Source organism: Acetobacterium bakii (assembly GCF_001263355.1).
Taxonomy (GTDB): domain Bacteria; phylum Bacillota; class Clostridia; order Eubacteriales; family Eubacteriaceae; genus Acetobacterium; species Acetobacterium bakii.
This window is the reverse complement of record NZ_LGYO01000008.1, coordinates 31,835-58,419: the sequence shown is the minus strand read 5'-3', so window position 1 is coordinate 58,419 and position 26,585 is coordinate 31,835. Positions and strand designations below refer to the sequence as shown.

At 39.1% G+C, this 26,585-nt stretch carries 30 protein-coding genes; 3 read left to right on the top strand and 27 right to left on the bottom strand.

Going from position 1 to position 26,585, the window contains the following annotated elements:
• Positions 1 to 31 precede the first annotated feature (31 nt).
• The 7 genes from hydE to cdaA all read right to left on the bottom strand — a co-directional run bounded on the left by hydE (position 32) and on the right by cdaA (position 7,878).
• The gene (gene hydE / locus AKG39_RS03720; protein ID WP_050739016.1) at positions 32 to 1,075 is read right to left on the bottom strand and encodes a [FeFe] hydrogenase H-cluster radical SAM maturase HydE; all 1,044 of its coding nucleotides are present in this window, start codon (positions 1,073 to 1,075) and stop codon (positions 32 to 34) included.
• Positions 1,068 to 1,346, bottom strand: coding sequence for a TM1266 family iron-only hydrogenase system putative regulator (locus AKG39_RS03715; RefSeq protein WP_050739015.1), 279 nt, complete (start codon positions 1,344 to 1,346; stop codon positions 1,068 to 1,070). The genes hydE and AKG39_RS03715 overlap by 8 nt, the downstream gene beginning before the upstream one ends.
• 729 nt (positions 1,347 to 2,075) lie before the next feature.
• Complete coding sequence (locus tag AKG39_RS03710; RefSeq protein ID WP_050739014.1) at positions 2,076 to 3,320, bottom strand: DUF1015 domain-containing protein; 1,245 nt, start codon at positions 3,318 to 3,320, stop codon at positions 2,076 to 2,078.
• A gap of 82 nt (positions 3,321 to 3,402) precedes the next feature.
• A complete protein-coding gene (locus AKG39_RS03705; RefSeq protein WP_050739013.1) occupies positions 3,403 to 4,572 on the bottom strand; it encodes a phosphoglycerate dehydrogenase in 1,170 nt (389 codons plus the stop codon).
• Between the two features lie 27 nt (positions 4,573 to 4,599).
• A complete protein-coding gene (serC, locus tag AKG39_RS03700) occupies positions 4,600 to 5,688 on the bottom strand; it encodes a 3-phosphoserine/phosphohydroxythreonine transaminase (RefSeq protein WP_050739012.1) in 1,089 nt (362 codons plus the stop codon).
• A gap of 146 nt (positions 5,689 to 5,834) precedes the next feature.
• Entirely contained in the window at positions 5,835 to 7,046 is a 1,212-nt protein-coding gene (locus tag AKG39_RS03695; protein WP_050739011.1) for a CdaR family protein, read from the bottom strand.
• Positions 7,015 to 7,878, bottom strand: a complete 864-nt coding sequence (cdaA, locus tag AKG39_RS03690) for a diadenylate cyclase CdaA (protein ID WP_050739010.1) — start codon at positions 7,876 to 7,878, stop codon at positions 7,015 to 7,017. The genes AKG39_RS03695 and cdaA overlap by 32 nt, the downstream gene beginning before the upstream one ends.
• A 193-nt stretch (positions 7,879 to 8,071) precedes the next feature.
• On the opposite strand from cdaA, the gene AKG39_RS03685 reads away from it, so the two are divergent.
• Positions 8,072 to 8,506, top strand: coding sequence for a CBS domain-containing protein (locus AKG39_RS03685; protein ID WP_050739009.1), 435 nt, complete (start codon positions 8,072 to 8,074; stop codon positions 8,504 to 8,506).
• 164 nt (positions 8,507 to 8,670) lie between these two features.
• On the opposite strand, the gene AKG39_RS03680 is transcribed toward AKG39_RS03685, so the two are convergent.
• Positions 8,671 to 11,037 carry an MrcB family domain-containing protein gene (locus AKG39_RS03680; protein WP_050739008.1) on the bottom strand — a complete coding sequence of 789 codons (2,367 nt, stop codon included), beginning with the start codon at positions 11,035 to 11,037 and terminating at the stop codon, positions 8,671 to 8,673.
• 101 nt (positions 11,038 to 11,138) lie between these two features.
• The gene (locus AKG39_RS03675) at positions 11,139 to 11,696 is read right to left on the bottom strand and encodes a YjbQ family protein (RefSeq protein WP_050739007.1); all 558 of its coding nucleotides are present in this window, start codon (positions 11,694 to 11,696) and stop codon (positions 11,139 to 11,141) included.
• A 248-nt stretch (positions 11,697 to 11,944) separates the two neighbouring features.
• Here AKG39_RS03675 and AKG39_RS03670 point away from each other — a divergent pair, with 248 nt between their 5' ends.
• Positions 11,945 to 12,802 carry a putative ABC transporter permease gene (locus tag AKG39_RS03670; RefSeq protein WP_050739006.1) on the top strand — a complete coding sequence of 286 codons (858 nt, stop codon included), beginning with the start codon at positions 11,945 to 11,947 and terminating at the stop codon, positions 12,800 to 12,802.
• 34 nt (positions 12,803 to 12,836) lie between these two features.
• On the top strand, positions 12,837 to 13,706 hold the full coding sequence (locus AKG39_RS03665) for an Mbeg1-like protein (RefSeq protein WP_050739005.1): 870 nt from the start codon (positions 12,837 to 12,839) through the stop codon (positions 13,704 to 13,706).
• Positions 13,707 to 13,895: 189 nt separating this feature from the next.
• On the opposite strand, the gene AKG39_RS03660 is transcribed toward AKG39_RS03665, so the two are convergent.
• The 18 genes from AKG39_RS03660 to AKG39_RS03575 all read right to left on the bottom strand — a co-directional run bounded on the left by AKG39_RS03660 (position 13,896) and on the right by AKG39_RS03575 (position 26,569).
• A complete protein-coding gene (locus AKG39_RS03660; RefSeq protein WP_050739004.1) occupies positions 13,896 to 15,074 on the bottom strand; it encodes an AI-2E family transporter in 1,179 nt (392 codons plus the stop codon).
• A 158-nt stretch (positions 15,075 to 15,232) separates the two neighbouring features.
• Positions 15,233 to 17,047, bottom strand: coding sequence for a translational GTPase TypA (typA, locus tag AKG39_RS03655; protein ID WP_050739003.1), 1,815 nt, complete (start codon positions 17,045 to 17,047; stop codon positions 15,233 to 15,235).
• 87 nt (positions 17,048 to 17,134) lie between these two features.
• Complete coding sequence (gene rpsI / locus AKG39_RS03650; RefSeq protein ID WP_050739002.1) at positions 17,135 to 17,527, bottom strand: 30S ribosomal protein S9; 393 nt, start codon at positions 17,525 to 17,527, stop codon at positions 17,135 to 17,137.
• Between the two features lie 23 nt (positions 17,528 to 17,550).
• Entirely contained in the window at positions 17,551 to 17,988 is a 438-nt protein-coding gene (rplM, locus tag AKG39_RS03645) for a 50S ribosomal protein L13 (protein ID WP_050739001.1), read from the bottom strand.
• 181 nt (positions 17,989 to 18,169) lie between these two features.
• A complete protein-coding gene (truA, locus tag AKG39_RS03640) occupies positions 18,170 to 18,904 on the bottom strand; it encodes a tRNA pseudouridine(38-40) synthase TruA (RefSeq protein ID WP_050739000.1) in 735 nt (244 codons plus the stop codon).
• Between the two features lie 7 nt (positions 18,905 to 18,911).
• Complete coding sequence (locus AKG39_RS03635) at positions 18,912 to 19,733, bottom strand: energy-coupling factor transporter transmembrane component T family protein (RefSeq protein WP_050738999.1); 822 nt, start codon at positions 19,731 to 19,733, stop codon at positions 18,912 to 18,914.
• Between the two features lie 4 nt (positions 19,734 to 19,737).
• Positions 19,738 to 20,592 carry an energy-coupling factor transporter ATPase gene (locus AKG39_RS03630; protein ID WP_050738998.1) on the bottom strand — a complete coding sequence of 285 codons (855 nt, stop codon included), beginning with the start codon at positions 20,590 to 20,592 and terminating at the stop codon, positions 19,738 to 19,740.
• The gene (locus AKG39_RS03625; protein ID WP_050739192.1) at positions 20,583 to 21,464 is read right to left on the bottom strand and encodes an energy-coupling factor transporter ATPase; all 882 of its coding nucleotides are present in this window, start codon (positions 21,462 to 21,464) and stop codon (positions 20,583 to 20,585) included. Before AKG39_RS03625 ends, AKG39_RS03630 begins: the two co-directional genes overlap by 10 nt.
• Before the next feature lie 68 nt (positions 21,465 to 21,532).
• A complete protein-coding gene (gene rplQ / locus AKG39_RS03620) occupies positions 21,533 to 21,874 on the bottom strand; it encodes a 50S ribosomal protein L17 (RefSeq protein WP_050738997.1) in 342 nt (113 codons plus the stop codon).
• A gap of 3 nt (positions 21,875 to 21,877) precedes the next feature.
• On the bottom strand, positions 21,878 to 22,837 hold the full coding sequence (locus tag AKG39_RS03615; protein ID WP_050738996.1) for a DNA-directed RNA polymerase subunit alpha: 960 nt from the start codon (positions 22,835 to 22,837) through the stop codon (positions 21,878 to 21,880).
• A 73-nt stretch (positions 22,838 to 22,910) separates the two neighbouring features.
• Positions 22,911 to 23,540 (bottom strand): 30S ribosomal protein S4, encoded by a 630-nt coding sequence (gene rpsD, locus AKG39_RS03610; protein ID WP_050738995.1) that lies wholly within the window; start codon positions 23,538 to 23,540, stop codon positions 22,911 to 22,913.
• A gap of 16 nt (positions 23,541 to 23,556) precedes the next feature.
• Positions 23,557 to 23,949 (bottom strand): 30S ribosomal protein S11, encoded by a 393-nt coding sequence (gene rpsK / locus AKG39_RS03605; protein ID WP_050738994.1) that lies wholly within the window; start codon positions 23,947 to 23,949, stop codon positions 23,557 to 23,559.
• A gap of 13 nt (positions 23,950 to 23,962) precedes the next feature.
• Positions 23,963 to 24,328 (bottom strand): 30S ribosomal protein S13, encoded by a 366-nt coding sequence (gene rpsM, locus AKG39_RS03600; RefSeq protein ID WP_050738993.1) that lies wholly within the window; start codon positions 24,326 to 24,328, stop codon positions 23,963 to 23,965.
• Between the two features lie 154 nt (positions 24,329 to 24,482).
• Positions 24,483 to 24,596, bottom strand: a complete 114-nt coding sequence (gene rpmJ / locus AKG39_RS03595) for a 50S ribosomal protein L36 (protein ID WP_050738992.1) — start codon at positions 24,594 to 24,596, stop codon at positions 24,483 to 24,485.
• A gap of 15 nt (positions 24,597 to 24,611) precedes the next feature.
• Positions 24,612 to 24,839: a translation initiation factor IF-1 gene (infA, locus tag AKG39_RS03590; protein WP_050738991.1), complete on the bottom strand. Its 228-nt coding sequence runs from the start codon at positions 24,837 to 24,839 to the stop codon at positions 24,612 to 24,614.
• Positions 24,840 to 24,842: 3 nt separating this feature from the next.
• The gene (locus tag AKG39_RS03585; protein WP_050738990.1) at positions 24,843 to 25,145 is read right to left on the bottom strand and encodes a KOW domain-containing RNA-binding protein; all 303 of its coding nucleotides are present in this window, start codon (positions 25,143 to 25,145) and stop codon (positions 24,843 to 24,845) included.
• Positions 25,146 to 25,907: a type I methionyl aminopeptidase gene (gene map, locus AKG39_RS03580; protein WP_050738989.1), complete on the bottom strand. Its 762-nt coding sequence runs from the start codon at positions 25,905 to 25,907 to the stop codon at positions 25,146 to 25,148.
• Positions 25,908 to 25,909: 2 nt separating this feature from the next.
• A complete protein-coding gene (locus tag AKG39_RS03575) occupies positions 25,910 to 26,569 on the bottom strand; it encodes an adenylate kinase (protein ID WP_050738988.1) in 660 nt (219 codons plus the stop codon).
• Positions 26,570 to 26,585: the final 16 nt, after the last annotated feature.

Here is a 26,585-nt window from a genome sequence, read left to right as displayed (position 1 = left end):
CCTCACTGTCATTCATTAACGATCTATTTTATTATTTTGTTTCAGGATAATCACCACGATGATTTAAAATCTGATAACCGATTGACGCTATTCGGTTATCAAGACAAACCCGACATTCCGCAGCCTCCTCGCCGGTACAGATTTTATTGTCATATAAACTGTAATCCTTACGAACCTCAATCGGTGACAGGTTAGGCATCACCACGTTGGCTCCGGCCAGGATTCCAAGCTCCCGACCCTGAGTATCAATGGTGCCAAGGGCTGTGGTAGATGGAATTAAAGCTTTTGGCAACATTAAACGGAGGATTGAAATAAGTTGAAGGGTTTGTTCCATTGATCCTGGTGTGGCATTCTTGAAAGGCGTATTCTGGTGTGGAATAAAGGGTCCAATTCCAACCATTTGGGGGTTCAGAGCTTTTATAAATACCAGATCCGCCAAAATGTTTTCCACAGTTTGATGTGGTGAACCCACCATGAAGCCTGTGCCTACCTGAAATCCAATGTCCTTGAGGTTTTGCAAACAGGTCATCCGATTTGCCAGCATCAAATTTTGGGGATGAAGTTTTCTATAGTGACATTTATCGGCCGTTTCATGTCGAAGAAGATATCGATCTGCGCCGGCGTCAAAGAGTTTTTGATAGCTTTCTCTTGATTTTTCTCCCAATGATAACGTAATCGCACAGTTAGGATATTTTTGCTTAATCTCCTGAACCAGAAATACCATTCGTTCATCATTAAAATGCTTATCTTCACCGCCTTGTAATACAAATGTCTTAAATCCTAATTCATAACCATTTTCACAGCACTTTAAAATTTGCTCTTCGTCAAGACGATACCGATGGACTTTTTCATTGCTTTTTCGAATTCCGCAATAGTAACAATCGTTTTTACAATAATTAGTGAATTCGATAAGTCCACGGGTATAGACACCATTCCCAAAAGTTTTTTTTGCAACTTCACTAGCTTTTTCTGATAGCTCCCGGCGTATTTCGACGGTATTATTCTCCAACAACCATCGCAACTCTTCATTCTCCAGTGTTTGCTCCCTAACAAGCTTTAAGATCAGCTTATTCATTGTGTTCTTGATTTTCCGAGGATTTTGAAAGCTTGGAATATACAGTTTTAATACTGATTCCCTTGATCATTCCCAGTTTTCCTGAGAGCGAACTGATCACGTCGGACGGCGCATCTATGACCACGCTAATCACTGATATATTCCGTTCACGATAAGGAATTCCCATCCGTCCCACAATATATTTTCCATAATCATGTAGGATACTGTTCAGCTTTTCAACAGCCTCCTCCTTCTCAATCACAATTCCAATGAGTCCTATTCTTTTTTCCATCCACATTCTCCTTTTGTATTATCACAGCATCTTTTTCAAATAAATAAAAATCCCTGTACCGATATGGCACAGGGAAAACACGCTTAACCCAAAATCATCATCAGAAGATAATTTGTTTGGTCTATGGCACATAATTCTCTCGCCTTTCCACTGGGGACAAACCCTCATGATATCAGTACGAACACTTTGTATTTTAATGATTTTTGTGGTTTGCTGTGAGATTTGGATTAATCCTCCTCTTCTAACGCACCGATCGTGTAAAGGATATCACAAAGTAATTTCTGTTGCAAGCACTTTTGTTTAAAACTTCAACACTTTGAATAGTCAGGCATAAATAAAAAAAAGAAATTCTATCTATCAGATGCATTTCAGGCTGTGGCCAATTGCAACATCAGGTGTCTGCACCATGGCAAAAAGTAAGTCCTGGGGACAATCGTAACATCAGTTGTCGGCATCATGGCGAACAGGCGACAGCCTTTACGAGCATGCGGCAGACAACGATTTATCATTGTCCATAGGACGAGTTTTTAAACAAATTCAGAGTTAAGCAAAAACTCTTCAGGTTATGTCCAAAATAATAAAGTAAGTCCTGGGGACAATCGTAACATCAGTTGTCGGCATCATGACGAACAGGCGACAGCCTGTACGATCATGCAGCCGACAACGATTTACCATTGTCCCCAGGACGATTAAGTCAACTAACGTTTCTTATATTAAGTGTATTTTTTTCTATTTAAGCTTATGGATAAATAATCCACTTCTCAACTTAGGTTCAAACCAGGTTGATTTTGGCGGCATAAGTAAATCAGCATCCGCAATATTCATCAGCTCTTCAATAGAGGTTGGATACATGGAGAAAGCCAGAGCCATATCATCGTTCGCACGACGTTCCAACTCTTTTAACCCACGAATCCCTCCGACGAAATCAATACGGCTATCCGTACGAATGTCGCCGATACCTAAAATGGGAATCAGAACATTGTCCTGGAGGATGGCCACATCCAGTGACTTCACAGGGTCAGAACAGTCATAAACCCCGTCTTTTACTGTGAGCAAATACCATTTGCCTTCGACATAAAGACCAAAGCTTCCCTTTTGGGGTGGTTTTACAGGTTCTGTACCACGTTCTTCAACTTCAAATTTTTCAGACAAAGTTTTGATAAACTCCTGGGCACTCATACCATTTAAATCTTTAACCACTCGGTTATAGTCCATAATATAAAGCTGCTCATCTGGGAATAAAACAGAAAGAAAATAATTAAATTCTTCCTTCCCGGTGTAATTCGGGTTTGCTTCCCGACGCATAAGACCAACCTTTACAGCAGAAGCAGAACGGTGATGACCATCGGCAATATAAAGATTTTTCACATCTTCAAAATTTTCAATTAATCCTGTGATCACCGCTTCGTCATCAATAATCCAGGCTCGGTGTGCAATCCCGTCGTCAGATATAAAATCATAAACCGGACTATGCTCTTGTCGCCAGGCATCAACTAAATCATTGATGGTGTCCTTGCTGCGATAAGTCAGAAAAATTGGTCCGGTATTGGCATCACAGGCATCAACATGCTTGATGCGGTCCGCTTCTTTATCCGCCCGGGTCAGCTCATGTTTTTTGATGGTATTGTCGAGATATTCATCAATAGGGGTACATACCACTAAGCCTACCTGGCTTCGTCCATCCATTACCAGCTCATAGATATACAAACAATCTTTTGTATCCTGAGTTAAAGCATTCCGGTAGAAAAGCTTTTCCAGATTTTTTCGAGCTGTTTCATAAACAAAAGGATCATCGATTTTTATCCGGTCATCCAGGGTTGTTTCCGGTCGATCCACCCGTAAAAAGGAATCTAACTTTCCTCTGGCTGCCGCCGCAGCTTCTGCTCGGTTATATACATCATAGGGTAGTGCTGCAACATCGGCCGCTTTCTCTGGAAAGGGCCGAACAGCTTTAAAAGGTTTTATTGTAGCCATTTTTTCCTCCGTTTTTTAAATAAAGAAGTGGTCTTCAATGATAGTGAATATCCGAAGCCACTTCTTTATTGATTATTTGTGGTTATTTAATAATTCGAACCCGTGTCACACCTTCAACACTTTTTAAGGCTGTTTTTACGTCTTCGCCAACATTACTGTCTACATCAATCATGGTATAAGCCCATGATCCTTTATTTTTATTGGCCATATCAGAAATGTTAATATTATTATCTGCCAGAATTGTGGTGATTTTTCCTAACATTTTAGGAATATTGGCATGATTCACGGTAATCCGGTTAGCACTGTCACATACGCCCATATTACAATCAGGATAATTCACTGAATTAATAATGTTGCCGTTTTCCAAATATTCTTTTAAGGAATTAACCGCCATTTCAGCACAATTTTCTTCGCTCTCTGGTGTTGATGCACCCAAATGAGGAATATTAATGACATTCTTCATCTTAAGAAGACGTTCATTTGGGAAATCAGCTACATATGCAGCCACAACGCCTTCTTCAATGGCATCTTCCAAAGCATCGTAGTTTACCAGTCCACCTCGGGCAAAGTTAACCAATCGCAGACCTTTTTTTGTATTCTTTAATAAATCCGCGTCTACATAATCCTTAGTTTGTTCCATAAATGGAATGTGAAGGGAGATATAATCACAATTTTTGAAAATTTCTTCTTTACTGGTGGCGCGTTTTACTTTTCGACTCAAACCCCAGGCATTATCAATGGAAATGAAAGGATCAAAACCATAAACTTTCATGCCAAAGTCGATGGCCATGTTGGCCACAAGAACACCAATGGCACCCAATCCAATAACGCCCATCTTTTTACCGTAAAGCTCCGGTCCACCAAAAGCACTCTTGCCTTTTTCAACCAGGGCTGGAACATCATCCCCTTTATCCGCCAGGGTATTAGCCCACTCAATGCCTTCAACAACCTTACGTGAAGAAATGAGCATTCCGGCAATCACTAATTCTTTCACCGCGTTGGCATTTGCACCGGGAGAATTACATACAACGATTCCTTTTTCAGAACATTTTTCCAACGGTATATTGTTCACGCCGGCTCCGGCTCGTCCAATAAATTTAACACTATCGGGAATATCCATATCGTGCATTTTAAAACTTCTTACTAAAATGGCATCCGGATTTTCCGGATGATCCAATACAGTATATTTTTCGCCTAATAATTTCAGGCCTTTTTTTGATATATTATCGAGGGTTTGTACTTTACAATTCATGTTTAATTCCTTTCAATGTGATAATGACTATGCATTTTCACTTTCAAATTTTTTCATGAAAGCGATCAGACTTTCAACACCTGCCATCGGCATGGCGTTGTAAATACTGGCGCGCATACCGCCAACACTGCGATGGCCCTTTAAGTTTTCCAGACCGGCTTTTTTGCTTTCTTTTACAAAGAGAGCATCTAATTCATCTGAACCGGTAATAAAGGTAACATTCATTAAAGAACGATCCTCGGGAACAACAGTCCCTTTATAAAGCTTACTTTTATCAATAAAGTCGTATAGCTTTTGAGCTTTCTCTTTATTGGCCTTTTCCATGCCGGCAACGCCGCCATTGGCTTTGACCCATTCATAAACAAGCTTACAAATATAAATAGCATAACATGGCGGCGTATTGTAGCTTGAATCATTATCCGCATGAATTTTGTAATTTAGCATAGTTGGTGTGAAATCCTTGGCATGCCCTAATAAATCTTTACGAATAATCACAGCCGTTACACCCGCAGGTCCCATATTCTTTTGGGCACCGGCATAGATTAAACCAAATTTAGAAACATCGTATACTTCTGATAATATATTTGAAGACATATCACCTACCAAAGGCACATTTCCGGTATCTGGTAAATTGTCCGGGGTAAAGCGGGTTCCAAAAATCGTATTATTAACACAAATATGAAAGAAATCAGCATCCGGTGTAAAATCCTTAGAATCTACTTTTGGAATATAGGAAAAGGTTTTATCTTCCGAAGATGCAATAACCTTTGCTTCTCCATAACGGGCTGACTCCTGATAAGCCTTCTTAGCCCAACTCCCGGTGACCATAAAGTCGCATTTATTACTCTTTGCCAAGAGATTTAGCGGAACCATTGAAAATTGGGTAGACGCGCCTCCCTGTAAAAACAGGATTTCGTAGTTATCTGGTACATTCATTAATTCTTTAAAAAGCTTTTTTGCTTCATGAAGAATATCAATAAAATAGGATGAACGATGACTCATCTCCATCACGGACATTCCTGAATCCCCGTATGATACCATTTCATCAGCAGCCTTTTGTAATACCTCAACGGGTAATGCTGATGGTCCAGCTGAAAAATTATACACTCTTTTCACTTTTAATTTCCTCCTTAAAATAATTTTATGGTGTGTTAAGTAATTCTAAAAAAATTACTTCCTGATATTATATGTTAAATTATTGTCAATTGCAAGATTTTGAATAAAAATTCAGGTAAATTTTTGCACTTTTATTTTTTTGCCCATTACTGAATGGTCACAACTGTTTTTGCCGGAGTAATCGACTTTACCAGTGCCTGGGATAAATTAGTCTGGATGGGTAATTCGTATTCCCCGGGTCCCAAATTTGCACAGTCAATAAAAGCTTCTGCCTGAGCCGGATTCAAACTATTTAAAGCACTGCTGGCACCTTCTAATCTGAGAAGGACCTTTGAATCTTTCATTTTAGAAACCACTAATCCGGCACCTAAATTTTTTACATTGATTTTATCCAATGTAAAACTTCGCTCAACCGTATTTTCAATATTAACGGTAACCTTCACCTTATCATTCCCATCAATAAAATAACAGTCTGGTGGCGGCGTGAGATTGACATCTCTGGTGAATGTTTTTGTCTGACCGGATACATCAATTGGATTCATTGTAATTGATTGAATGGTATCAATTAATTCTGGCTTTGCGCCAATGAGTACTGTCGATGGCTCCACTAAAACTTCTGAAACCACATAACCATCACCAGGACTGCCTGATGTTGTAGGTATGACTGAAACAGGCTTTGTTTTCCCAAGAATTATTTCCGCTGTAATAACACTCGGGAAAAATTCAAGATCATTAATTGGATTTCCAGAAGCATCATAGGCCATCACCTGCAACTGTTGGGTAGTATCCGCTTCCATTCCATTTACATTTGCAGTTCCGCTGGTTTCTTTAATTCTGGCAATGGATTCTTCGGGACCTTCAACCTCAACTGTTTCCAGTGATTTTGCAGAAATTACTACTGCATCATTGGCTGGCCGGCCTTCTACGGCAATACTGACTTCCAGATCTTCTTTAATGATATTATCCACAACAATCTGTAATGTTGTGGGATTCATGCTATCAATGATTACCGAATTCGGTAATCCCTTAACTGCTATTTCTAAGTCATAGGTACCCTTTGTTTCAATGTCATCTAAATTAGCTTCAGCGGTAATTTCCTTGGTATTAATTTTTCTAAGATTTTTATCTGTCCCTTTTACCCGAAGGTTAAGATAATAATTTTTATCTTCTGCCAAAATCAGATTCTTATCTGTTAATCCTACGACATTCGTTAATGTTATGGGAATACTGTTAAAATCCTGACTTATGATCATATCCGAATTGCCATTCACTATAAACCACAGCATCAGAGCAATTCCCAGCGCTATTACGACACGAATTACTTTTTCATGCACCGGTACTTTCTTTTTTACTTCCATCTATTTTCTCCCAAAATTTATGAAACCAGGTGTTGTTTTTACCATCGTCTTTCAGTGTGAAATTTTCCAATATCACCTGTTTAAGCATTTCTGGATTCACATCCTGGAACAGGGTTTTATTTGCAGCGTATGAAACCTGACCCGTTTCCTCTGACACAATGATAACAATCGCGTCAGACTTTTCTGTCATGCCCAACCCGGCGCGATGCCGGGTCCCCAATTCACTACCAAGATCTCGATTGTCTGATAATGGCAGCAGGCACCCTGCTGCCTGAATCCGCCTTGTCCAAAACTGAAGAATCACTGCCCCATCATGTAATGGACGGTTCGGCGTAAATATATTCTCAAGTAATTCATTGCTGATATCAGCATCCAATTCAATCCCCGTGTTTACAATATTCTTAAGTCCTGTATTTTTTTCCAAAACAATAAGAGCCCCAATTTCTTCTTTTGCTAAGTTGCCAACTGCCTTAATGACCTCATCCACATCGTTTTGCAAAAAATCCATGGAAGGTTTTCTTAACATATCTTTGAACAATTGATTGTTCCCCAACTGTTCAAGTGCTGAGCGAAACTCGGGTTGGAAAACAACAACAATAAAGATAAAGGCCCAGGTAAAAACATTTGTAATTAATAAATTTAAGGTCGTAAAACCTAACCACGCACTGAGTGGTGCAAGAAATAGTAAAAGAATAAGACCCTTAAAAACTTGTTCCGCCTGGGTTCCCCGTATCCATAATAATACGCGGTAGACAACAAAAGTAATAATGAGGACTTCAATGACACTTCCGATGGTTATTCTCGATTGTATATATAATAATAGTTCTTCCATTTTCATTCCTCTTTTTAGAATTCTTTAACATTATACACCAACAACCGCTAACAGTGAAATGGAAAAATATATTTTCATCATTATTACAGCCTCATTAAGAAAAATATTTAAGGGATATTCATGCAAATCATGCTAAAATTATAAAGATGTAGGACACCCCAAAATCTTAATTCAGGAATAAGGAGCTTTTTTCATGAAAAACCATTTGTTTTATTTATTGCCAAAGAGTGACACGGTCTTTTTAACAAATACAGATTCTTATCGTCATGCCTACAATATGTTCGTATTAACTAACTATACCGCTCTGCCTGTAATAAATAAAAAAGGGCAATATGTTGGCACTATTTGTGAAGGTGATCTTTTAAGGGTTCAGTCCCTAAGTCTTGCTCACCCAGAGATTGATTTGGATACTTTTGAAATTAAGGACATTGAATTTAAGACAAAGATTGAGGTTGCCCGAGTTAATGAAAGTTTTGACCATTTGGTTGATCTTGCAGCACGGCAGAATTTCATTCCACTAGTTGATGATCAAGGTGTATTCATTGGTATATTAAGGCGTCAGGAATTAATTAAAGAGCTGCTCAGCTTTTTATCGAATAAGGTTTCCGAGCAAAAAATAGCCAATTAAAAGATAATAACCTCTTTTTAATTGGCCGCTGTACCCATCTTACTAATTTACTGATCAATGCGAACAGGTTATCCGCCTGTTCGCAGCAAAACATACAACTGCTCTTGTCATTGTCGATAAAACTTGCTTATTTGACTTGCCAACTGCCCTATCTCTTTTTATTTTTACTGCTTCAATCTTTTTAAGAGTTGCTTACCGCTGCGTGGATAAGGCATTGCCTGAGCCATCAACAATGTTTTAAGGGAGATACAAGTCTCTTCAAAGGTTTTTTCATCGACGTTATCCCCCATGCAGAAAAAGCCGAGTCCTCTGAGCAGCTCTGCTTCGTCATGTTTAGCTTGATCCAATAATGGCAGGATTCTTTGAACAATCCCCAGATCAATCACTTCAAATTCATTAAACAACCCTTCGACACCGCTATTAATCCCAAAAGCTAAGATTTCATTAATACAACGATAACCCATTGGCCGGTCAAATCGCACTAGGATCTCTTGAAGTTTTCTTAAAGCCAACATTAAATTTTCGATAATCCCAGGAAGTCCCTGGGATTTCTTTTGCATTTTAAATTGATTGTTCTCCCAGTCGTCCTCGCCATTAAGATTTCCATAATTTGGAAAAACTCCAATTTCAACAGCCGGCATTTCAATTGTATTGCCACTGTCCAGAAATTTTGGTGCAACCGGATAGCTTTCTTCGCCTCCATTAATCGTACCAATAATATAAATATTATCGGCAAATGTCAGTCCTCCATATTCTCTGAAAGATCCAGCATCCGAGCCAAAATAATCTCTGTTTAATAGTGGTTCTTTATTTCCATTAATCCCTTCCAATAATTTCCGAAGATATTTTTCAACCGGTGATTGATCCATTTCATCCAAAAGAAAAAAATGAGGTTTTTCAGGATATTCACGTGAATTTTTTAATAATGTCATTATTGGTCCCGGAACAAAATGTCCCCGATTATCCAGATATCCAAATAATACCTCTTCATCATCCCAGCCTTTTTCTACCAGAACTTGTTGGAAACGTCCATTATCTGAATTTGCTCCAATAGCTTCTGCAAACAGACGGGGTAAGCTTGTTTTCCCGCTTCCCACAGACCCTTTAATCATTACGAAAGGCTTTGATTTCAATGATAGATAGTAGCTTTTAACCAGCTCTGGGGAATAATAGAATCCTTTATTTCCCATTCTCGCCAATACAGCTTTCAGCTCTGATGTAATTGTTTCATTTTTCAAAGGGTATTTTTTTTGTAATGAACCCGGTGTTTTCATACTTACTTTTTTAGGAGCATCCTTTTCAGGCCTATTGGTTTCATCAAGGGATTGAATGTCACAGACTTTTTCTTCCATGTCCCGGTTTGTGAAAGCCTCTTTTTTTTCAATCCTTTCTATATCTTTAATCAGTTCTTCATTCAAAACAATCTCAGACTCACCAACTACGGCTATTTGCGGTTTCAAAAATTTCTCAGAGGAATTCGCTTCACTCACTTCCTCAAAAAAACCATTCCTCCTGGTTATGTCCATTTCAATAACTTTTGTTACCTCTGCAGTTGGCGCCTCCAGGATTGACTCCTCTTCCGGTGTGACGGACATTGTGATCACTTGATCATAAATTCTCAACATTGCCTGGAATTCTGCTGCTAATATTTCATCTCCGGGTAAATCTTCGCTATATTCGCGATAACAAAGGATTCCTGCTACTAAGGTCGCATTTGCCAATAAAACTTTCTGATGATTGGTTTCAAAACTTCCAGTGTCTATAGTTCGGCGGATTTGATCTACTTTCTCTGAAAGTGTTTTCGCGCCAGCCCCAGGTTCTGCAAAAACAATGGCCAGGTACAGCTTTCGGCTATCCATAGAAAGCAAATAGATTAAGTGAAAACCCTTTTCAATGGTATCGGTTAACCGCCTGTCCATAACTGCCACCCATGGAATTTCAGCCCACTGGTGATCCCCCGCAAAACCCTGAACCAAATACTTTCCACTTTTTATATTAGGAAAGCCCTCAAGAATTTTTGGAATATCATCACTGATGATATCTTTAAATGAAAATCTAAAATCTCGGGGATAATAATTTTGATATCCGGTAATCCATTTAGCAAACAATTCCCTAAGACCTGACCCGGGATTCTTTCTTGTCTCTTCGGGCATTGCCTGAGTCGCGGTTTCTACTGCTGGAACATCGTCTGTTCCCAAGATAAAACGCACATCATAATGATCATCATGCTTAATAAACTCCAGCCGTGGTGTCTTTAATGGATCTGTTTCATCTGCAAACCAGGTATTGTATTCAGGAAATGTTTCCGCAAGTTTTCGTTGCAGAACTTTGCTCCAATTAAGTTTTTGATTGCCACCTTCCGATTCAATATAAGCGGGGTACTCCCGACCTTCATACATTAAGGCAAGACGTTCGCCTTCACCCTTAAAAAAAGTTGACACTTCCGCTGGAATTGCCATCTTATTATTTGTAAAATCTGACAGTTCTGTGGTTCTGATCGCCTTATTATTTGCTAATAATTCCCAGCTCATTTTTTCACCTTTCCATTAAACAGCATTTTTTATCCTTAAATACACCTCATAGAAAATGACGCAGCAATACTTGATTGCATACGCCTTCGCTATTGTAAACTTCATTTATTTTTTCGCGTTTCTTCTTCCAATCGTTTTTCTTCTTTTAATCGCCATTCTACTCGCATTTCTTCCTGAATACGATCCTGTTCAGATTTTAAATCAGTGCGTTCTTCATACAGCGCTTTTAAGCTATCAGGTATTTTGGGTTCTTCCCCAATTGGAAGCGTTGTTCCCATTGTTGACATAAAATAATGCCGTTTCCCCGGGCCGTGAAATTCTATAAAATAAACACTCTGATTTTTATCAAGAATTAATGTTCCATCCTGAACCATGATCTGAATGGTCATTCCACAAATCGATGCTTTGACATTCGTAGTGGTCCATCCGGTAAACATCATCCCATCATACTTTGGCATGAGGTGATTTAATTTTTTAAAAAATTCCCGTTCCAGTCGCCAGTCATCATTAATAGCAATGGTAACTGCTGATGATCGCTCTGGTATTTGAATATGTACAAATCCATCCTTTAATCTTACTTCCGCTATATAATCTCGAACACTTTGTGTTATGTCGATTAACTGTTCACTGACTGTGATGTCTAAATCAATAATTTTCAATATGATTCCTCCGTTTTCAGGGTTTCATTAATATTTTTAAGTATAATGTAAAAATACCATCCATGCCTGTATTTAATGATTATCTTTATTATAAACCATATCTTTTGAAAAAACAAAAACTTATCCATCCAACCTCTGTAAATATTTGCTTTTTACTGAAAATTTTCAGATGTAAAATATTTACCTTTGAGACCGTAAATTATTATGATAAAATAATGCATAAACGAAAGCTTTGAAAGGAATTATTTATGTATTATAATCTTAGTCTCCTGTTCACTTATTTTTTCCTCTATGCAATCATTGGATGGAGCTGTGAGGTTGTTTATTGCTCAATCCCACAAAAGAAATTTATTAACCGGGGGTTTTTAAATGGACCTTACTGCCCGATCTATGGAGTGGGTGCCATTATCATCGTCATGTTCTTAGCGCCTTTCATTGGTTTTGCACCCATACTTTTTTTAATGGGGGTATTGATTACCAGTACATTAGAATATGTCACCAGTTGGGGCATGGAAAAATTATTCCATGCCAAATGGTGGGACTACTCCGCTCACAAATTCAATATCAATGGTCGCATCTGTTTGCTTAATTCTATTCTTTTTGGGGTGATGTCTTTAGTGCTCATGTATGGGATTCATCCATTTGTGCAGAGTATTATTCAAAGCTTTTCATCCTTTTGGTTAATAGTCATTGCCACCTCTGCCGGCGTGTTTTTTATTGGCGATGTTATTGAATCCACTCGTGAAACCCTGGATCTTAATAAAAAGCTTGGTTCTGTTTATGAAGCAACCACTGAACTTAAGAATTCGCTTAAAGAGAAAGGTATTAATACCGCTCATGATCTGATTGCAAAGGTTGTGGATCTTAAAGATGGTCGACTTGCAGATGCTAAGGATTCCGCCCATACAGTGGTAATGAATCTGACAAATCGCATTCAGGAAAATAAACGATTTAGTAATTATACTCATCGCCGCATTCTCAATGCCTTTCCGAACATGGCCCATCGTGACCATCAGGAGTCTTTAGAAGTATATAAAGCGCTTCTGGTGAAAAGCAAAAAGAAATTAAAATCTGATGATTTTGACACTATAAGTGATGGACAATAGTTTTTAAAAATATGATTTTTAGGAAGTATTAATTATGTTATATCATAGTGAACTCAATTTAATCAGTCAACTGGCCGCATTGGATCTTCCAACGGATCCAATTGCCCTTCCAGATTACTCTTTGGAAGAAATGGTGGCGACACTCTTAGAAAAAGTAGACACCCTTAAAGGCGATGCCGCCATGTCATCCAAAGAATGGGCTCTATCCCTTGGCCTAATTAAGGGAAATCCACGATTAACATCATTAAATGTCCTTGCCTACACCAACCAGCCTCAAAATGGCCTCGTTGCCTATTGCTTTTCTGACCTGACCGAAAATACTGCAATCATCGCATTTCGGGGGACCACAGGGATTGGCTGGGTCGATAATATCAAGGGTGGCTTTATCTGTGATACGCCGCAACAGCTAAAAGCCCTGGACTTTTTTCATGAGGTAGATGCGGCCTTTAATTTTGATTCTTATACCATGACGGGACACTCCAAGGGAGGAAACAATGGTCAATATATTACCATTGTGGATGGAAATAAAGTGTCAAATTGCGTTACCTTTAACAGCCAGGGCTTTTCAGCTGAATTTATTCGAAAATATTGTACCCAAATCATTAAAAATAAAAATAAAATAGTGGCTTATGAAGCAGCCTGGGATGTTGTGAATATTCTTCTTAACAGCATTGCCGGCCGGCGTGTGGTTGTCGGCACTGAATCCCGTCTGCCTCATCACAATCATCCCCCCAACCGACTCTTAGACCAAAGCGGCGACATCCGCACACCTGATCAGCGACATCCTTTTTATGCCGGCTTTCAAAATTTCACCATGAGTCTCACCAAAATGAGTTCTATGGCCAAACAACAACTTGAAAAAAACAAGTCCACCAAAAAAGATTCTGAACACAAAAAAAAATAAGGGATTTTCCCTTATTTAAGACAATAATATACAAATAGAAAGTAAGTCCTGGGGACAATCGTAACATCAGTTGTCGGCATCATGGCGAACAGGTCTCAACCTGTACGATCATGCAGCCGACAACGATTTACCATTGTCCCCAGGACGATTTTAACAATAAACTCAGATAAGGAATTATCCCTTATTTTTTTATACTTTTTCCGCAAGTTTTTCAATGCGTTCATTGGTTATCTGGCGAAATACTGAATAGAAGACAGCAAACGTGGGAATTCCTAAAATAATTCCCAAGAACCCGAAGAGACTGCCACCAATAAACATGCCGATGAGAACCCAAAGACCGGAAAGTCCGACGGAATTTCCAACCACTCTGGGATAAATGAAATTATTGTCAATCTGCTGTAAAACGATGATAACAATGATAAAAATTAAACAATACCAGGGGTTTACCACCAATAGAATGAAGGCACTCGGTACTGCGCCCAAAAATGCTCCAAGTACAGGTATAATACTAGTGATTCCAATTAAAACACCAATAAGCAACGCAAAGGGGATTTGTAATACGGCTAACACAATCGTAACCATTGTCCCTAAAATCAGGGCCTCTGTCAATTGTCCGGCAATGAAACCATGAAAGACTCGATTGGCCGTCACACTGACATCTTCTATGAAATCTGCCCGATCTTTGGGTATATAGGCAAGCATGAGTTTATCCTTTAATGCCAAAAGTTTTTCTTTATCCGATAGTAAATAAATGGATATAACAATTCCTAAGAAGCTGTTAAATACACCAATGGTTACCGTTTTAGTGGCGTCAAAGATCTCAGGCACCGAGCTAATAATGGTGTTAACCAATTGATCCATCAACATATTCCACTGTTCAACGACTTGATTCCATGTATTGTCTGGTATTTGGAAAAAGGCAAGAATGTCATCAATAAAATTATTAAAGGAAATAATGTAATCCGGAAGTTTTTCAATGAGGGTATTCGTGCTGGCGCTTAACTGGGGAATAATAAAAGTCATAATCCCGGCAATTGCCCCCAGAATCAAAAGAAAAGTAAATGTAATCGCCAAAACACGTTTAACTTTTGTCATATTTTTTCTTTTTTTAGTCTTGATTTTATCTAAAAATTTGAATACATGTTTTTCTAAAAATGTCATCGGAATATTAAGTACAAAAGCAATCCCTAATCCGATGAGTATGGGAGTAATAATGTTGATAAATACCCCCAAGAAGCTAAAAAGATCCTTAATATTTATGAGTGCAACAAAAAGACAAACCCCAAAGGCAATTAGAAAAGCATAACTTTTAAATGATTTTTGAGTCATTCCCCGGTTTCGGTCCCGTTGTTTATTGTATATTTCCATCTATGTACCACCTTTCTTTAAGCGATTAATTGTACCATATTCGAATTAATTTATCTTTAACTTTCATCCTGTGAAACGCTGATAGTTATTTTATTATTTCAAATTTAAAAGTAATCTTAAAAAAAGAACACCCCGATGGGTGTTCGATTCATTATTGTTTAACGACCTTTTCTCTTTCGATCCAATTCAGATAAATCTTTCTTGCGGATACGAATATCGGTTGGGGTTAATTCCACCAACTCATCATCATTAATAAATTCCAGTGCCTGTTCCAAAGTCATGACGCGTGGCTCAATGAGCTTTAAGGCTTCGTCAGTTCCTGAAGAACGAACATTAGTCATTTTTTTATTTTTAGTTGGATTTACAGTCATATCATCGGCTCGGTTATTTATTCCAATAACCATGCCTTCATACACTCTTGTTCCTGCTCGAACCATCATTTCGCCACGATCACTTAGATTAAACAGCGAATAAGCCATCGTCTCACCATTAAATTGGGAAATAAGAACCCCATTTTGACGTTGCGGAATATCACCCTTATGATCTTCAAAAGCTGCAAAACGACGAACCATTGTTCCTTCACCATGAGTATCATTAATGAATTCACTTTGGTAACCCAGCAAACCTCGGGTGGGAACTAAAAATTCTAAACGGGCCCAGCCTTCATCACTGTACATTCCTTCCATCCGTCCTTTTCGAACATTCAGCTTGGAAATAACTGCACCTGAGTATTTTTCCGGCACAGAAATAATGACACTTTCAACCGGTTCTAAAAGCTTGCCTTTTTCATCCCGGTGCATGATAACTTCCGGTTTGGAAACAGCAACTTCATAACCTTCGCGCCGCATGTTTTCCAAAAGAATTGAAAGATGAAGCTCTCCACGTCCTGAAACCTTAAATCCATCGGTAGTATCTTCAAGATCTTCGACCAATAATCCAACATTTACTTCAAGCTCTTTTTCGAGACGGGCCCGAATATGTCTTGTGGTAACAAATTTTCCAGATTCGCCGGCAAAAGGTGATTTATTTACAAGGAAATTCATTGACAGTGTTGGTTGCTCAATTTCAATCAATTCCATCGGTTGAACCTGATTGATTTCACCAATGGTTTCACCAATGGAAATATCTGGAATTCCTGAAATAACAACGATGTCTCCGGCTTTCGCTTCTTTAACTTCCACACGAGCTAAGCCGCGATAAACAAAAACCTGATTGATTTTATCTTTCTTAAAAGTGCCATCTTGCTTGCATACTTCAATTTGTTCGCCTGCATGGATGGTTCCGGAATAGATCTTGCCAATTCCCAAACGGCCGATGTAATCATCGTAAGCAAGTGAAGAAACCTGCATCTGTAATGGTTCCAGGCTTGTATCATCCTGTAAACCAACATGTTCAACAATGGTTTCAAAAAGAGGTCCTAAATCAATTTGTTCATCCGCCATATCTCTGATAGCAGTACCCTCTTTGGCAACCCCATATAGAACTGGAAAATCCAATTGTTTATCTGTAGCCTTAAGCTCAACAAATAGATCAAAAACCATATCAACCACTTCTTCGGCACGTTGATCTTTTTTGTCTATTTTATTGACAAAAAGGATTGGGTTTAATCCTTTTTCCAATGATTTATTAAGTACGAATCGGGTTTGTGGCATGGGGCCTTCACTGGAGTCAACGAGAAGAACTACAGTGTCAACTGTCTTTAGGATTCGTTCAACCTCAGATGAAAAGTCGGCATGTCCTGGGGTATCAACAATATTAATTTTAATATCCTTGTACATTATGGAACAGTTTTTTGAGTAAATGGTGATCCCACGTTCACGTTCTAGATCATTGCTGTCCATTACGCAGTCCACGACCTCCTGATTTTCTCTAAAAACATTGCTTTGTCCTAAAAGGGCATCTACCAAGGTAGATTTCCCTGCATCGACGTGGGCGATGACAGCAATGTTGATAATAGGTTGTTTGTTATTCATAAATTCCTGCTTTCTTAATTTATTATAGCGTTACACTGAAAAGTCCTGCAACATTGAATGTCGCAGGACTTTGAAAAAAGTCTGATATTAACGTTTTGAAAACTGTGGAGCACGACGAGCTTTTTTAAGACCGTATTTCTTTCTTTCAACCATTCTGGAGTCACGGGTTAAATAACCTGCACGTTTAAGTGCTGGTCTCAGATTAATATCTGCTTCTAGCAACGCACGTGAAATTCCATGTCGGATTGCTCCGGCTTGTCCTGTAAATCCACCACCATGAACATTAACGATGATGTCAAATGTGTCACGTGTATCGGTTAAGGTTAATGGTTGTCTTGCGATAACCTTTAGAGTTTCCATTCCGAAAAATTCATCAATGTCACGTCCGTTAATTGTGAATTTTCCACTACCTGGTAACAAACGAACTCGGGCAACCGAGGTTTTTCTTCTTCCAGTTCCTAAATATTGTACTTTAGCCATTATCTATATTCTCCTTCTCAGCATTAAAATTCGTAAACTTCTGGCATTTGAGCAGCATGTGGATGTTCGGTTCCAGCGTAAACTTTAAGTTTTGTTGCAACCTTATCTCCAAGCTTATTGTGTGGGATCATGCCCTTTACTGCTTTGAAAACCAAAAGCTCTGGTTTTTCAGCTAAGAATTTTCTGTAGGTCATTTCTTTTAACCCACCGCAATATCCAGAATATGTTTTGTATAATTTCTGGTCTAACTTGTTACCGGTTAAAACAACCTTATCTGCATTAATAATAATAACAAAATCTCCACAATCCATATGTGGTGAAAAGATAGGTTTGTTTTTTCCTCGTATAATATTGGCAACTTCAGTCGCCAATCGTCCTAATACCTTGCCTTCTGCATCAATAACATACCATTTACGGTCTATTTCATGAGATTTGGCCATAATCGTAGCGTTCGCATTCATCTCAAAGTCCTCCTCAGTTCGATAATATTCTATATAATTTCATTTTTGGGTTTCGATAAAGTGGGATTTATCGAAAATCGTATTTGTCCGTATCGGGGCTAGTGATACATTAACGTCCATCATTAATTGTAAAGCATCTGGCCGGGCGTGTCAAGTATTTTGTTCGAATTTAAGATGATTTTCAATAAAAAACTTCTTTTAAATATAATCCATGGGCTGGTGCCGTCACACCTGCTTTACTTCGATCCAATCCCTGTATGATTCCTGAAACTTCCATTGGTGCAATACGATGAAAACCCACTTCATAAAGCGTACCTACCATAATACGCACCATATTGTACAGAAAGCCGCTTCCTTTGAAGGTTATTTCCCAAATATCCTCTTTCTTTTCAAAAGAGATCGATTCAATGGTTCGGACGGTATTTTTCACCGAACTGCCACTTGCCATAAATGCTCTGAAATCATGTTCTCCCATAAAATATTCTGCTGCCTCTTTCATTGCCTGCCAATCGAGGGATTTGCTGATATGAAAGGCCAGATCCGACTCAAAAGGACTGGCAACATTGGATTCATATATTTTATAAAGATAGGATTTCCCTTTTGCGTCATAACGGCTGTGAAAATTTCTGGCACATTCTTTACTTGAAAGAATCCGGATATCTGGGGGTAATTTTGTATTCAGTGCCTGAAAAAACTGATTAGGCGGTATCGTTGAAGACGTCAGAAAATTAGCACATTGCTTCAAGGCGTGAACCCTGGCATCAGTTCGCCCTGAAGCAGTGAGGTTGACGTATTCACCGGTTAATTCAGTAATGCCCCGGGTAATCAATTCTTGGATGCTGATGCCGTTGGGTTGGATTTGCCAACCACAATAATGGGTACCGCGATAACTTATGATTAATTGTATGTTTTTCATTATTACGCTATACCGGAAAAAGTAGCGGTATGTTAATCATGGTCGTTGCCAATAAACCGACAACCATCACAAACATCACCACAAAAGCTGCCACGTCCCGACCTGCAAAAACAAGCTGTTTCATCCGTGTTCTGTTTTCTCCGCCCCGGTAACACCGGGCCTCCATTGCCGTGGCAAGTTCGTCAGCACGACGGAAGGCAGAAATAAACAGAGGCACCAAAATCGGGATCAGATTTTTTGCCCGAGAAATAATATTTCCGGTTTCAAAATTAGCGCCTCTGGCCTTTTGAGCCTTCATAATTCGATCAGTTTCTTCCATCAATGTAGGAATAAACCGCAGCGCAATGGACATCATCATGGCAAGTTCATGAGCAAAACGTCTTACAAAAGGTATGAATCGCATACTCCACTCCATCCCATCGGTTAAATCTATGGGTGAAGTTGTCAACGTCATTACACTGGTACCAATGACTAAAAAAATCAACCGCAGTGCCATGAAGGTCGCTATTTTTGCGCCTTCCATCGTAATATTAAAAGGTCCAATGGAAGCAATAATTGTTCCTGGTGTCATAAATAAATTTAATATTACAGTTAACAAGATAATAAGTACTAAGCCCTTTATACCCCGGAGAATGTATCCCACCGGAATCTTTGACATCAGTATGATTATTGCCAACAAGCCGAAAACAGCCAAATACCCCCAAAGATTATTGATGAAAAACAGGATCACCACAAAAGCGGTGGTGAATAAAATCTTTGTTCTGGGATCCAGTTTATGAATGATTGAACCTGTTGGATAGTATTGTCCAATTGTTACATCTTTTAACATTTATCTATCCTCTTATGACCCTGAGAATCTCATTTTTAGCAGCTTCCACCGTAAAAATGTCTTCTCGAATTTCTGGAAACTTCTTTTTTAGCTTTCCCATGAGATAAGTCACCTCGGGCACGGCCAATCCAATCTTTTCCAGTGTTTCTATTTCAGTAAATACACGATTGGGAGTGTCATAGTAAACAATTTCTCCTTCGTTCATAACCAAAATTTTCTCAACCAATTTTCCAATATCTTCCATACTGTGAGATACGAGAATCACCGTATTTTTATTCTTTTGGTGCATGGTTTTAATTTGAGCAAGAATTTCATCCCGACCTCTGGGATCAAGTCCCGCGGTTGGTTCGTCAAGAATGAGAACGGACGGCTCCATTGCCAACACCCCGGCAATAGCCACACGACGCATTTGCCCACCTGAAAGTTCAAAAGGCGACTTGTCCTTTACCTCATCATAATCCAACCCCACCATTTTAATTGACTTTCGAACTCGCTGGTCCACTTCTGCCGCGGATAATCCCTGGTTTTTCGGACCGAAGGCGACGTCTTTATAAACGGTTTCTTCAAATAGCTGGTGTTCCGGGTACTGAAAAACAAGACCAATCCGATGACGCAATTGAATAAGATCCGACTTTTTTCCAGCGAAAATATCCAGACCATCAACTACCACTGTCCCTGATGTCGGTACTAATAAACCATTCAGATGTTGAATTAAAGTTGATTTACCTGAACCAGTATGTCCGATAATACCCACAAAGCTACCATCTTCAATGGTGATGTCAATATCTTTAAGGGCCTGGAACTCAAAAGGTGTTCCCTGAGAATAGATGTGGGTTAGCTTTTTAATTTCTACTGACATAAAGCTGCTACCATTTCTTCGATACTAAGAATGTTATCCCGTATATCGATGCCTTCCTTTCGAAGCTCAAAGGCTAACTCTGTCATTTGAGGAACATCCAGGCCAATTTCTTTTAGTGCCAAAACATTTTTAAATATCTTTTCTGGCGTTCCTTCCATCACAATTTTACCTTTATCTAAAACAATAATGCGGTCAGCATCAATAATTTCACTCATATAGTGGGTGATATGAATAACTGTCATGTTTTTATCTCGATTTAATTTTTTTATGGTTGCCATAACTTCGCGACGACCAGATGGGTCAAGCATAGCCGTTGGCTCATCAAAGATGATACATTCGGGTTCCATCGCTAAGATACCGGCAATAGCAATGCGCTGCTTTTGTCCCCCGGATAATTGGTGTGGCTTTTGATGAGCATAGGCCTGCATTTCAACGGTTGCCAGAGCTCGATCGACTCGTTCTCTGATTTCCAGCGGTGGAACGCCAAGATTTTCCGGCCCAAAAGCGACATCTTCTTCAACAATGGTGGCCACCAGTTGGTTGTCAGGATTTTGAAAAACCATGCCGGCAGTTTGTCTTATATCCCAAAGGTGTTCTCTGTCTTTGGTGTTCATGCCATTAACCAGCACATCTCCCTTGGTTGGAAATATTATTGCGTTTAGTAATTTAGAGAGGGTTGACTTTCCTGAGCCGTTATGGCCGATAATTCCCACAAATTCTCCCTTATCTATATGAAAATCGACTCCCTCAAGGGCGATGACATTTTCTTCTTCATTAGCATGAGGATATATAAATTGAATATTTTGTACATCAATCATCCTTTTTTTTGTTTCATTTATCACTTTATTTTCACCTTCTTTGGTGTTAATCATTGGTATTTTTAACACAAGAAAGGGATTAAGCGTAATAAAACCTCTTAATCCCCTTTCTTCAATGTAATTTAAACTAATTCAATTATGGCCATTTCTGCGCCATCTCCACGACGTGGTCCAACACGATAAATTCGTGTGTATCCGCCATTTCGTTCCGTATATTTAGGTGCTATTTCGTCAAACAATCGTTTCACAACAACTTCTTGTGTGATGTATGATATTGCCTGTCGTCTGGCATGTAAGTCGCCTCTTTTACCAAGTGTGACCATTTTATCGGCTATTCTTTTTACTTCCTTCGCTCTGGTTACGGTAGTTTCTATTTTACCGTGTTCTAAAAGGGCAGTAGTAAGATTACGCAATAATGCTCTTCGTTGATCAGAGGGACGGCCTAGTTTACGATATCCCGCCATAGTTTACTCCTTTGCCTTTTCTTCTTCCTGACTCAAGGACAATCCAATTTCTGCTAGTTTGTGCTTGATTTCATTCAGTGATTTACGTCCAAGGTTACGAACTTTTATCATATCCTCTTCGCTTTTTTGTGTTAGTTTTTCGACAGTGTCTATATTGGCACGTCTCAAACAGTTGCTGGACCGTACTGAAAGTTCTAATTCTTCAATCGACATTTCGCGAATGCGTTCTTTTTCACTTTCTTCTTTTTCGACCATAATTTCCACAGTGGTTGCATGTTCAGTCAAATTGATGAACAGGTTGAGATGTTCACTCAATACCTTAGCCGCAAGGGATAATGCTTCCTCAGGAGTTGTGGTACCGTCGGTCCAAATATCAATTGTTAATTTATCAAAATCCGTGATCTGCCCCACACGAGTATTTTCCACAAGGAAAATAACCTTTTTAATCGGGGAGAAAATTGAATCCATCGGAATGGTCCCAATGGGCATCCCTGGGTACTTGTTTTTATCAGCTGCAACATATCCGCGACCTCGTTCAATACGCATTTCCATATTAAGGGTTGCTCCCTTAGCTAAGGTTGCAATGTGCATTTCAGGGTTAAGAATATCAACATCAGAATCCGCAAGTATATCGCCTGCTGTAATTACGCCTTCTTCCGATGCTTCAATATAAATGATTTTTGGTTCATCCACATAAATAGCAGCAGCCAGACCTTTCAAGTTCAAAAGGATTTCAATAACATCCTCTTTTACTCCGGGAATGGTAGAAAATTCGTGTAATACGCCTTCGATTTTAACAGATGTTACCGCGACCCCGGGAAGGGAAGACAGCATAATTCTTCTAAGACTATTCCCAAGCGTTGTACCATAGCCTCTTTCTAAAGGCTCAATTACAAAACGCCCGTAGGTTTCGTCATCTTTTTTATCAACAATTTCGATGATTGGCTTCTCAAATTCGATCATTTACTCAAGACCCTCCTTCTTATTATAAATCCATCCATTAACATGAGGGTTAATTGGTTCCGGAACATGTAGTCTATTTAGAGTACAATTCAACAATAAGATGTTCAGCAATTTCAATATCTAAGTCTTCAACTGCTGGTCTGCCAATGATTTTACCTGATAATGTTTCTAAATCATTCGATAACCATGGTGCAACTGTTCTACTTTCTGTTACTTCAAGGATATCTTTGAATTTTTGAGATTTCTTGCTCTTAGGTCGAACTTCAATCACATCGCCATCTTTAGTAATATATGACGGAATGTTCAGTTTTTTTCCATTAACAAGGAAATGCTCATGATCAACTAATTGACGTGCTTCTTTACGAGAAGTTGCCAGACCCAATCGATAAACAACGTTATCTAAACGCGATTCCAAATGAATTAATAAGTTATGACCAGTAATTCCTTTTTGCTTTTCAGCAATTTCAAAATAACCTCTGAATTGTTTTTCGAGGATCCCATAAATACGTTTTGCTTTTTGCTTTTCACGTAATTGAAGACCATATTCAGAAATCTTTGTTCGTCTCTTACCGTGTTGACCCGGTGGTGTTGGACGTCTTTCGAACGCACATTTATTGGCTGAGTAGCAACGTTCGCCTTTAAGATACAATTTTGTACCTTCACGTCGACATTGTCTACATGATGCTTCTATATTTCTTGACATTATATTCGCCCTCCCATTATACTCGTCGTCGCTTAGGTGGTCGACAGCCATTATGTGGAATTGGTGTTACATCACGGATTAAGGTAATTTCCAATCCAGCTGCCTGTAAGGCACGTATCGCTGCCTCACGTCCAGAACCTGGACCTCTTACGAGAACTTCAACGCTTTTCATACCGTGTTCCATGGCCGATTTAGCTGCTTCTTCTGCTGCCATTTGTGACGCAAAAGGCGTACTTTTTCGAGAACCCTTAAAACCTAAACCACCTGAACTTGCCCAGGCTATTGCATTACCGGCCATATCAGTAATGGTAACAATTGTATTATTAAAAGAAGATTGAATATGGGCTTGGCCACGTTCAATGTTCTTTTTAATTTTTTTAACTTTTCTTCTTGCTTTTTTTACTGCCATTTTTTAAGCCCTCCTATTTCTTTCTTCCGACGGTTCGTTTAGGACCCTTACGAGTTCTAGCATTCGTCTTAGTCTTTTGCCCTCTAACAGGTAGACCACGACGATGACGTAACCCTCGATAAGATCCAATTTCAATAAGTCGCTTAATATTAAGATTCACTTCTCTACGAAGATCACCTTCAACAGTGTATTTTTCGTCTAAAATATTTCTGAGATCATTGATTTCAGTTTCAGTCAGATCTTTAATTCTGGTATCTGGATTGATATTTAACGCTTTTAAGATTTCTAGTGATCTTGAATGTCCAATACCATAAATATAAGTTAATCCAATCTCTACCCGCTTATCTCGGGGCAAATCGACTCCGGCAATTCTTGCCATAGGGTGTGTACCTCCTAAATTAGTTTTCTAATACTGAGCATTAAATCAAGTTAGTGATGTAACCTCATTCTTTTCCCAGTGAAGCATTTCGCTTTATGTAATGAACATGGGTAAAATTGCCGCGCCCATGCTCTATTTTTCTGTAATTTTTGTCTTAACCTTGTCGTTGTTTGTGTTTTGGATTTTCACAAATTACCATAACACGACCGTTTCTCTTAATAACCTTACATTTTTCACAAATGGGTTTTACTGATGCTCTTACTTTCATTTGTAATATCCTCCTTTATGATTTCCCTTTTCCACGCCATACGATACGCCCACGGGTCAAATCATATGGGGATAATTCAACTACTACCTTATCTCCTGGTAAAATACGAATATAATTCATGCGCAGCTTACCTGAAATATGAGCGGTTATCTGATGTCCGTTTTCCAATTCAACAATAAAAATAGTATTCGGCAAGGATTCTATAACAGATCCTTCAACCTCGATAACATCTTTCTTGGCCATTGATCAAACCTCCTTACGATTCTCATCCCCCGCACCATCAGGTGCATGATAGGACTCGAGTATTTTTCTTATCTCAGCGTTTGTTATCTTGCTTCCTTGTAATGCTTTTTCCTGAATTTCTTTGACAATGTGATTAGTTTTCGCTAAGTGTTTAATCTTTTTTTTCTTGGGATTGCTGACTTTGCGAAGCTTACCATTACATACAAGGGTAATATTTTCATCTACCACTTCTACCACTACCATAAAATGACCCTTATCACGGCCAGCTGTGGAGCGAACCACCTGTCCAACCTTGAAATCATTCATTTACTCACCATCCTGAAGTACTGTCAGAAGTTCAGGTTCGCCGGTTCCCGTAATGAGCAGTGAATGCTCAAAGTGTGAAGAAAGCTTACCATCCGTTGTGACAACTGTCCAATCATCATCCAGCATTACAACATCATAGGTTCCGACATTCACCATTGGTTCAATGGCTAACGTCATCCCCTGTCTTAATCGCGGACCACGACCTTTTGCTCCATAATTTGGAATAGGCGGATCTTCATGCATTTTACTTCCAACACCATGTCCGACATAGTCGCGAACAACGGAAAAACCATTTTCCTCGACATATGTTTGAATTGCATTTGAAATATCTGACAATCTGTATCCGTCCCTGGCATAGGCAATTCCTCGATAAAATGATTCCCGTGTGACATCAATAAGTCTCTGGGCCTCATCTGAAATAGTACCTACACCATGAGTTACTGCTGCATCACCGACATATCCCTTAAAGGTAGCACCAATATCGATACTGATAATATCACCTTCAAGTAATTTGCGTTTTCCCGGAATCCCGTGAACGACGACTTCGTTAACCGAAGCACAAATCGAATTTGGAAATCCATTGTAACCCTTAAATGTTGGTTCTGCACCAGCATCGCGAATGTATTTTTCGACTGCTCGGTCTAATTCTTGGGTTGTTACCCCAGGTTTGATCATCTTACCCACAAGGGCGTGAGCGCCGGCTACAATGCTGCCAGCTTTTCTCATGAGATCAATTTCCTTATGGGATTTAATGGTTATCATGTTTATCTAACTCCACTCAGGACTTTCTCGATGTCATTAAAGACATCAGTCATATGTTGTAGTCCATTAATATTAATTATCTTTTGTTTATCTTCATAAAATGTAATCAACGGAAATGTCTGATCCTGATAAATCTCGATCCGCTTTTCAACAGTTTCTTTTTTATCATCGTCTCGTTGATATAAGGGTGTTTTATCAAGGTCACAAATTCCATCGACCAATGGTTTTTTGTATTTTATGTGATATGTTGCCGCACATTTTGGACAGATCCGACGTCCAGAAACGCGTTCAATTAGAATATCCAAAGGGACATCCAGATTGATTGCAAAATCCAATTCACAGTCCTTTTTGGCATTAATTGCACAAAGCGCAGCTGCCTGAAAAACCGTCCGCGGAAACCCATCCAGTAAATAACCATATCCGGCGTTGAGTACATCCTCGTGCTTAAGGCGATCTTCTACCATATCAACAACGAGTTCATCGGGTACCAGAAGTCCTTGAGCCATATATTCCTTGGCTTTTATACCAAGTGGCGTATCATTTTTCATGTTTTCTCTGAAAATATCTCCGGTTGAAATATGAGGGATATTGTAGGTTTCACAAATGCGTTTTGCCTGTGTCCCTTTACCTGCACCCGGGGGTCCTAATAATACAATTCTCATTTCTCATTCATCTCCA

What these genes read in the sequence shown, in the direction of transcription:
- hydE (WP_050739016.1), bottom strand. Translation starts at nt 1,075, where the DNA reads ATGAATAAGCTGATCTTAAAGCTTGTTAGGGAGCAAACACTGGAGAAT.
- AKG39_RS03715 (WP_050739015.1), bottom strand. Translation starts at nt 1,346, where the DNA reads ATGGAAAAAAGAATAGGACTCATTGGAATTGTGATTGAGAAGGAGGAG.
- AKG39_RS03710 (WP_050739014.1), bottom strand. Translation starts at nt 3,320, where the DNA reads ATGGCTACAATAAAACCTTTTAAAGCTGTTCGGCCCTTTCCAGAGAAA.
- AKG39_RS03705 (WP_050739013.1), bottom strand. Translation starts at nt 4,572, where the DNA reads ATGAATTGTAAAGTACAAACCCTCGATAATATATCAAAAAAAGGCCTG.
- AKG39_RS03695 (WP_050739011.1), bottom strand. Translation starts at nt 7,046, where the DNA reads ATGGAAGTAAAAAAGAAAGTACCGGTGCATGAAAAAGTAATTCGTGTC.
- cdaA (WP_050739010.1), bottom strand. Translation starts at nt 7,878, where the DNA reads ATGGAAGAACTATTATTATATATACAATCGAGAATAACCATCGGAAGT.
- AKG39_RS03685 (WP_050739009.1), top strand. Translation starts at nt 8,072, where the DNA reads ATGAAAAACCATTTGTTTTATTTATTGCCAAAGAGTGACACGGTCTTT.
- AKG39_RS03680 (WP_050739008.1), bottom strand. Translation starts at nt 11,037, where the DNA reads ATGAGCTGGGAATTATTAGCAAATAATAAGGCGATCAGAACCACAGAA.
- AKG39_RS03670 (WP_050739006.1), top strand. Translation starts at nt 11,945, where the DNA reads ATGTATTATAATCTTAGTCTCCTGTTCACTTATTTTTTCCTCTATGCA.
- AKG39_RS03665 (WP_050739005.1), top strand. Translation starts at nt 12,837, where the DNA reads ATGTTATATCATAGTGAACTCAATTTAATCAGTCAACTGGCCGCATTG.
- AKG39_RS03660 (WP_050739004.1), bottom strand. Translation starts at nt 15,074, where the DNA reads ATGGAAATATACAATAAACAACGGGACCGAAACCGGGGAATGACTCAA.
- typA (WP_050739003.1), bottom strand. Translation starts at nt 17,047, where the DNA reads ATGAATAACAAACAACCTATTATCAACATTGCTGTCATCGCCCACGTC.
- rpsI (WP_050739002.1), bottom strand. Translation starts at nt 17,527, where the DNA reads ATGGCTAAAGTACAATATTTAGGAACTGGAAGAAGAAAAACCTCGGTT.
- rplM (WP_050739001.1), bottom strand. Translation starts at nt 17,988, where the DNA reads ATGAATGCGAACGCTACGATTATGGCCAAATCTCATGAAATAGACCGT.
- truA (WP_050739000.1), bottom strand. Translation starts at nt 18,904, where the DNA reads ATGAAAAACATACAATTAATCATAAGTTATCGCGGTACCCATTATTGT.
- AKG39_RS03635 (WP_050738999.1), bottom strand. Translation starts at nt 19,733, where the DNA reads ATGTTAAAAGATGTAACAATTGGACAATACTATCCAACAGGTTCAATC.
- AKG39_RS03630 (WP_050738998.1), bottom strand. Translation starts at nt 20,592, where the DNA reads ATGTCAGTAGAAATTAAAAAGCTAACCCACATCTATTCTCAGGGAACA.
- AKG39_RS03625 (WP_050739192.1), bottom strand. Translation starts at nt 21,464, where the DNA reads ATGATTAACACCAAAGAAGGTGAAAATAAAGTGATAAATGAAACAAAA.
- rplQ (WP_050738997.1), bottom strand. Translation starts at nt 21,874, where the DNA reads ATGGCGGGATATCGTAAACTAGGCCGTCCCTCTGATCAACGAAGAGCA.
- AKG39_RS03615 (WP_050738996.1), bottom strand. Translation starts at nt 22,837, where the DNA reads ATGATCGAATTTGAGAAGCCAATCATCGAAATTGTTGATAAAAAAGAT.
- rpsD (WP_050738995.1), bottom strand. Translation starts at nt 23,540, where the DNA reads ATGTCAAGAAATATAGAAGCATCATGTAGACAATGTCGACGTGAAGGT.
- rpsK (WP_050738994.1), bottom strand. Translation starts at nt 23,949, where the DNA reads ATGGCAGTAAAAAAAGCAAGAAGAAAAGTTAAAAAAATTAAAAAGAAC.
- rpsM (WP_050738993.1), bottom strand. Translation starts at nt 24,328, where the DNA reads ATGGCAAGAATTGCCGGAGTCGATTTGCCCCGAGATAAGCGGGTAGAG.
- rpmJ (WP_050738992.1), bottom strand. Translation starts at nt 24,596, where the DNA reads ATGAAAGTAAGAGCATCAGTAAAACCCATTTGTGAAAAATGTAAGGTT.
- infA (WP_050738991.1), bottom strand. Translation starts at nt 24,839, where the DNA reads ATGGCCAAGAAAGATGTTATCGAGGTTGAAGGATCTGTTATAGAATCC.
- AKG39_RS03585 (WP_050738990.1), bottom strand. Translation starts at nt 25,145, where the DNA reads ATGAATGATTTCAAGGTTGGACAGGTGGTTCGCTCCACAGCTGGCCGT.
- map (WP_050738989.1), bottom strand. Translation starts at nt 25,907, where the DNA reads ATGATAACCATTAAATCCCATAAGGAAATTGATCTCATGAGAAAAGCT.
- AKG39_RS03575 (WP_050738988.1), bottom strand. Translation starts at nt 26,569, where the DNA reads ATGAGAATTGTATTATTAGGACCCCCGGGTGCAGGTAAAGGGACACAG.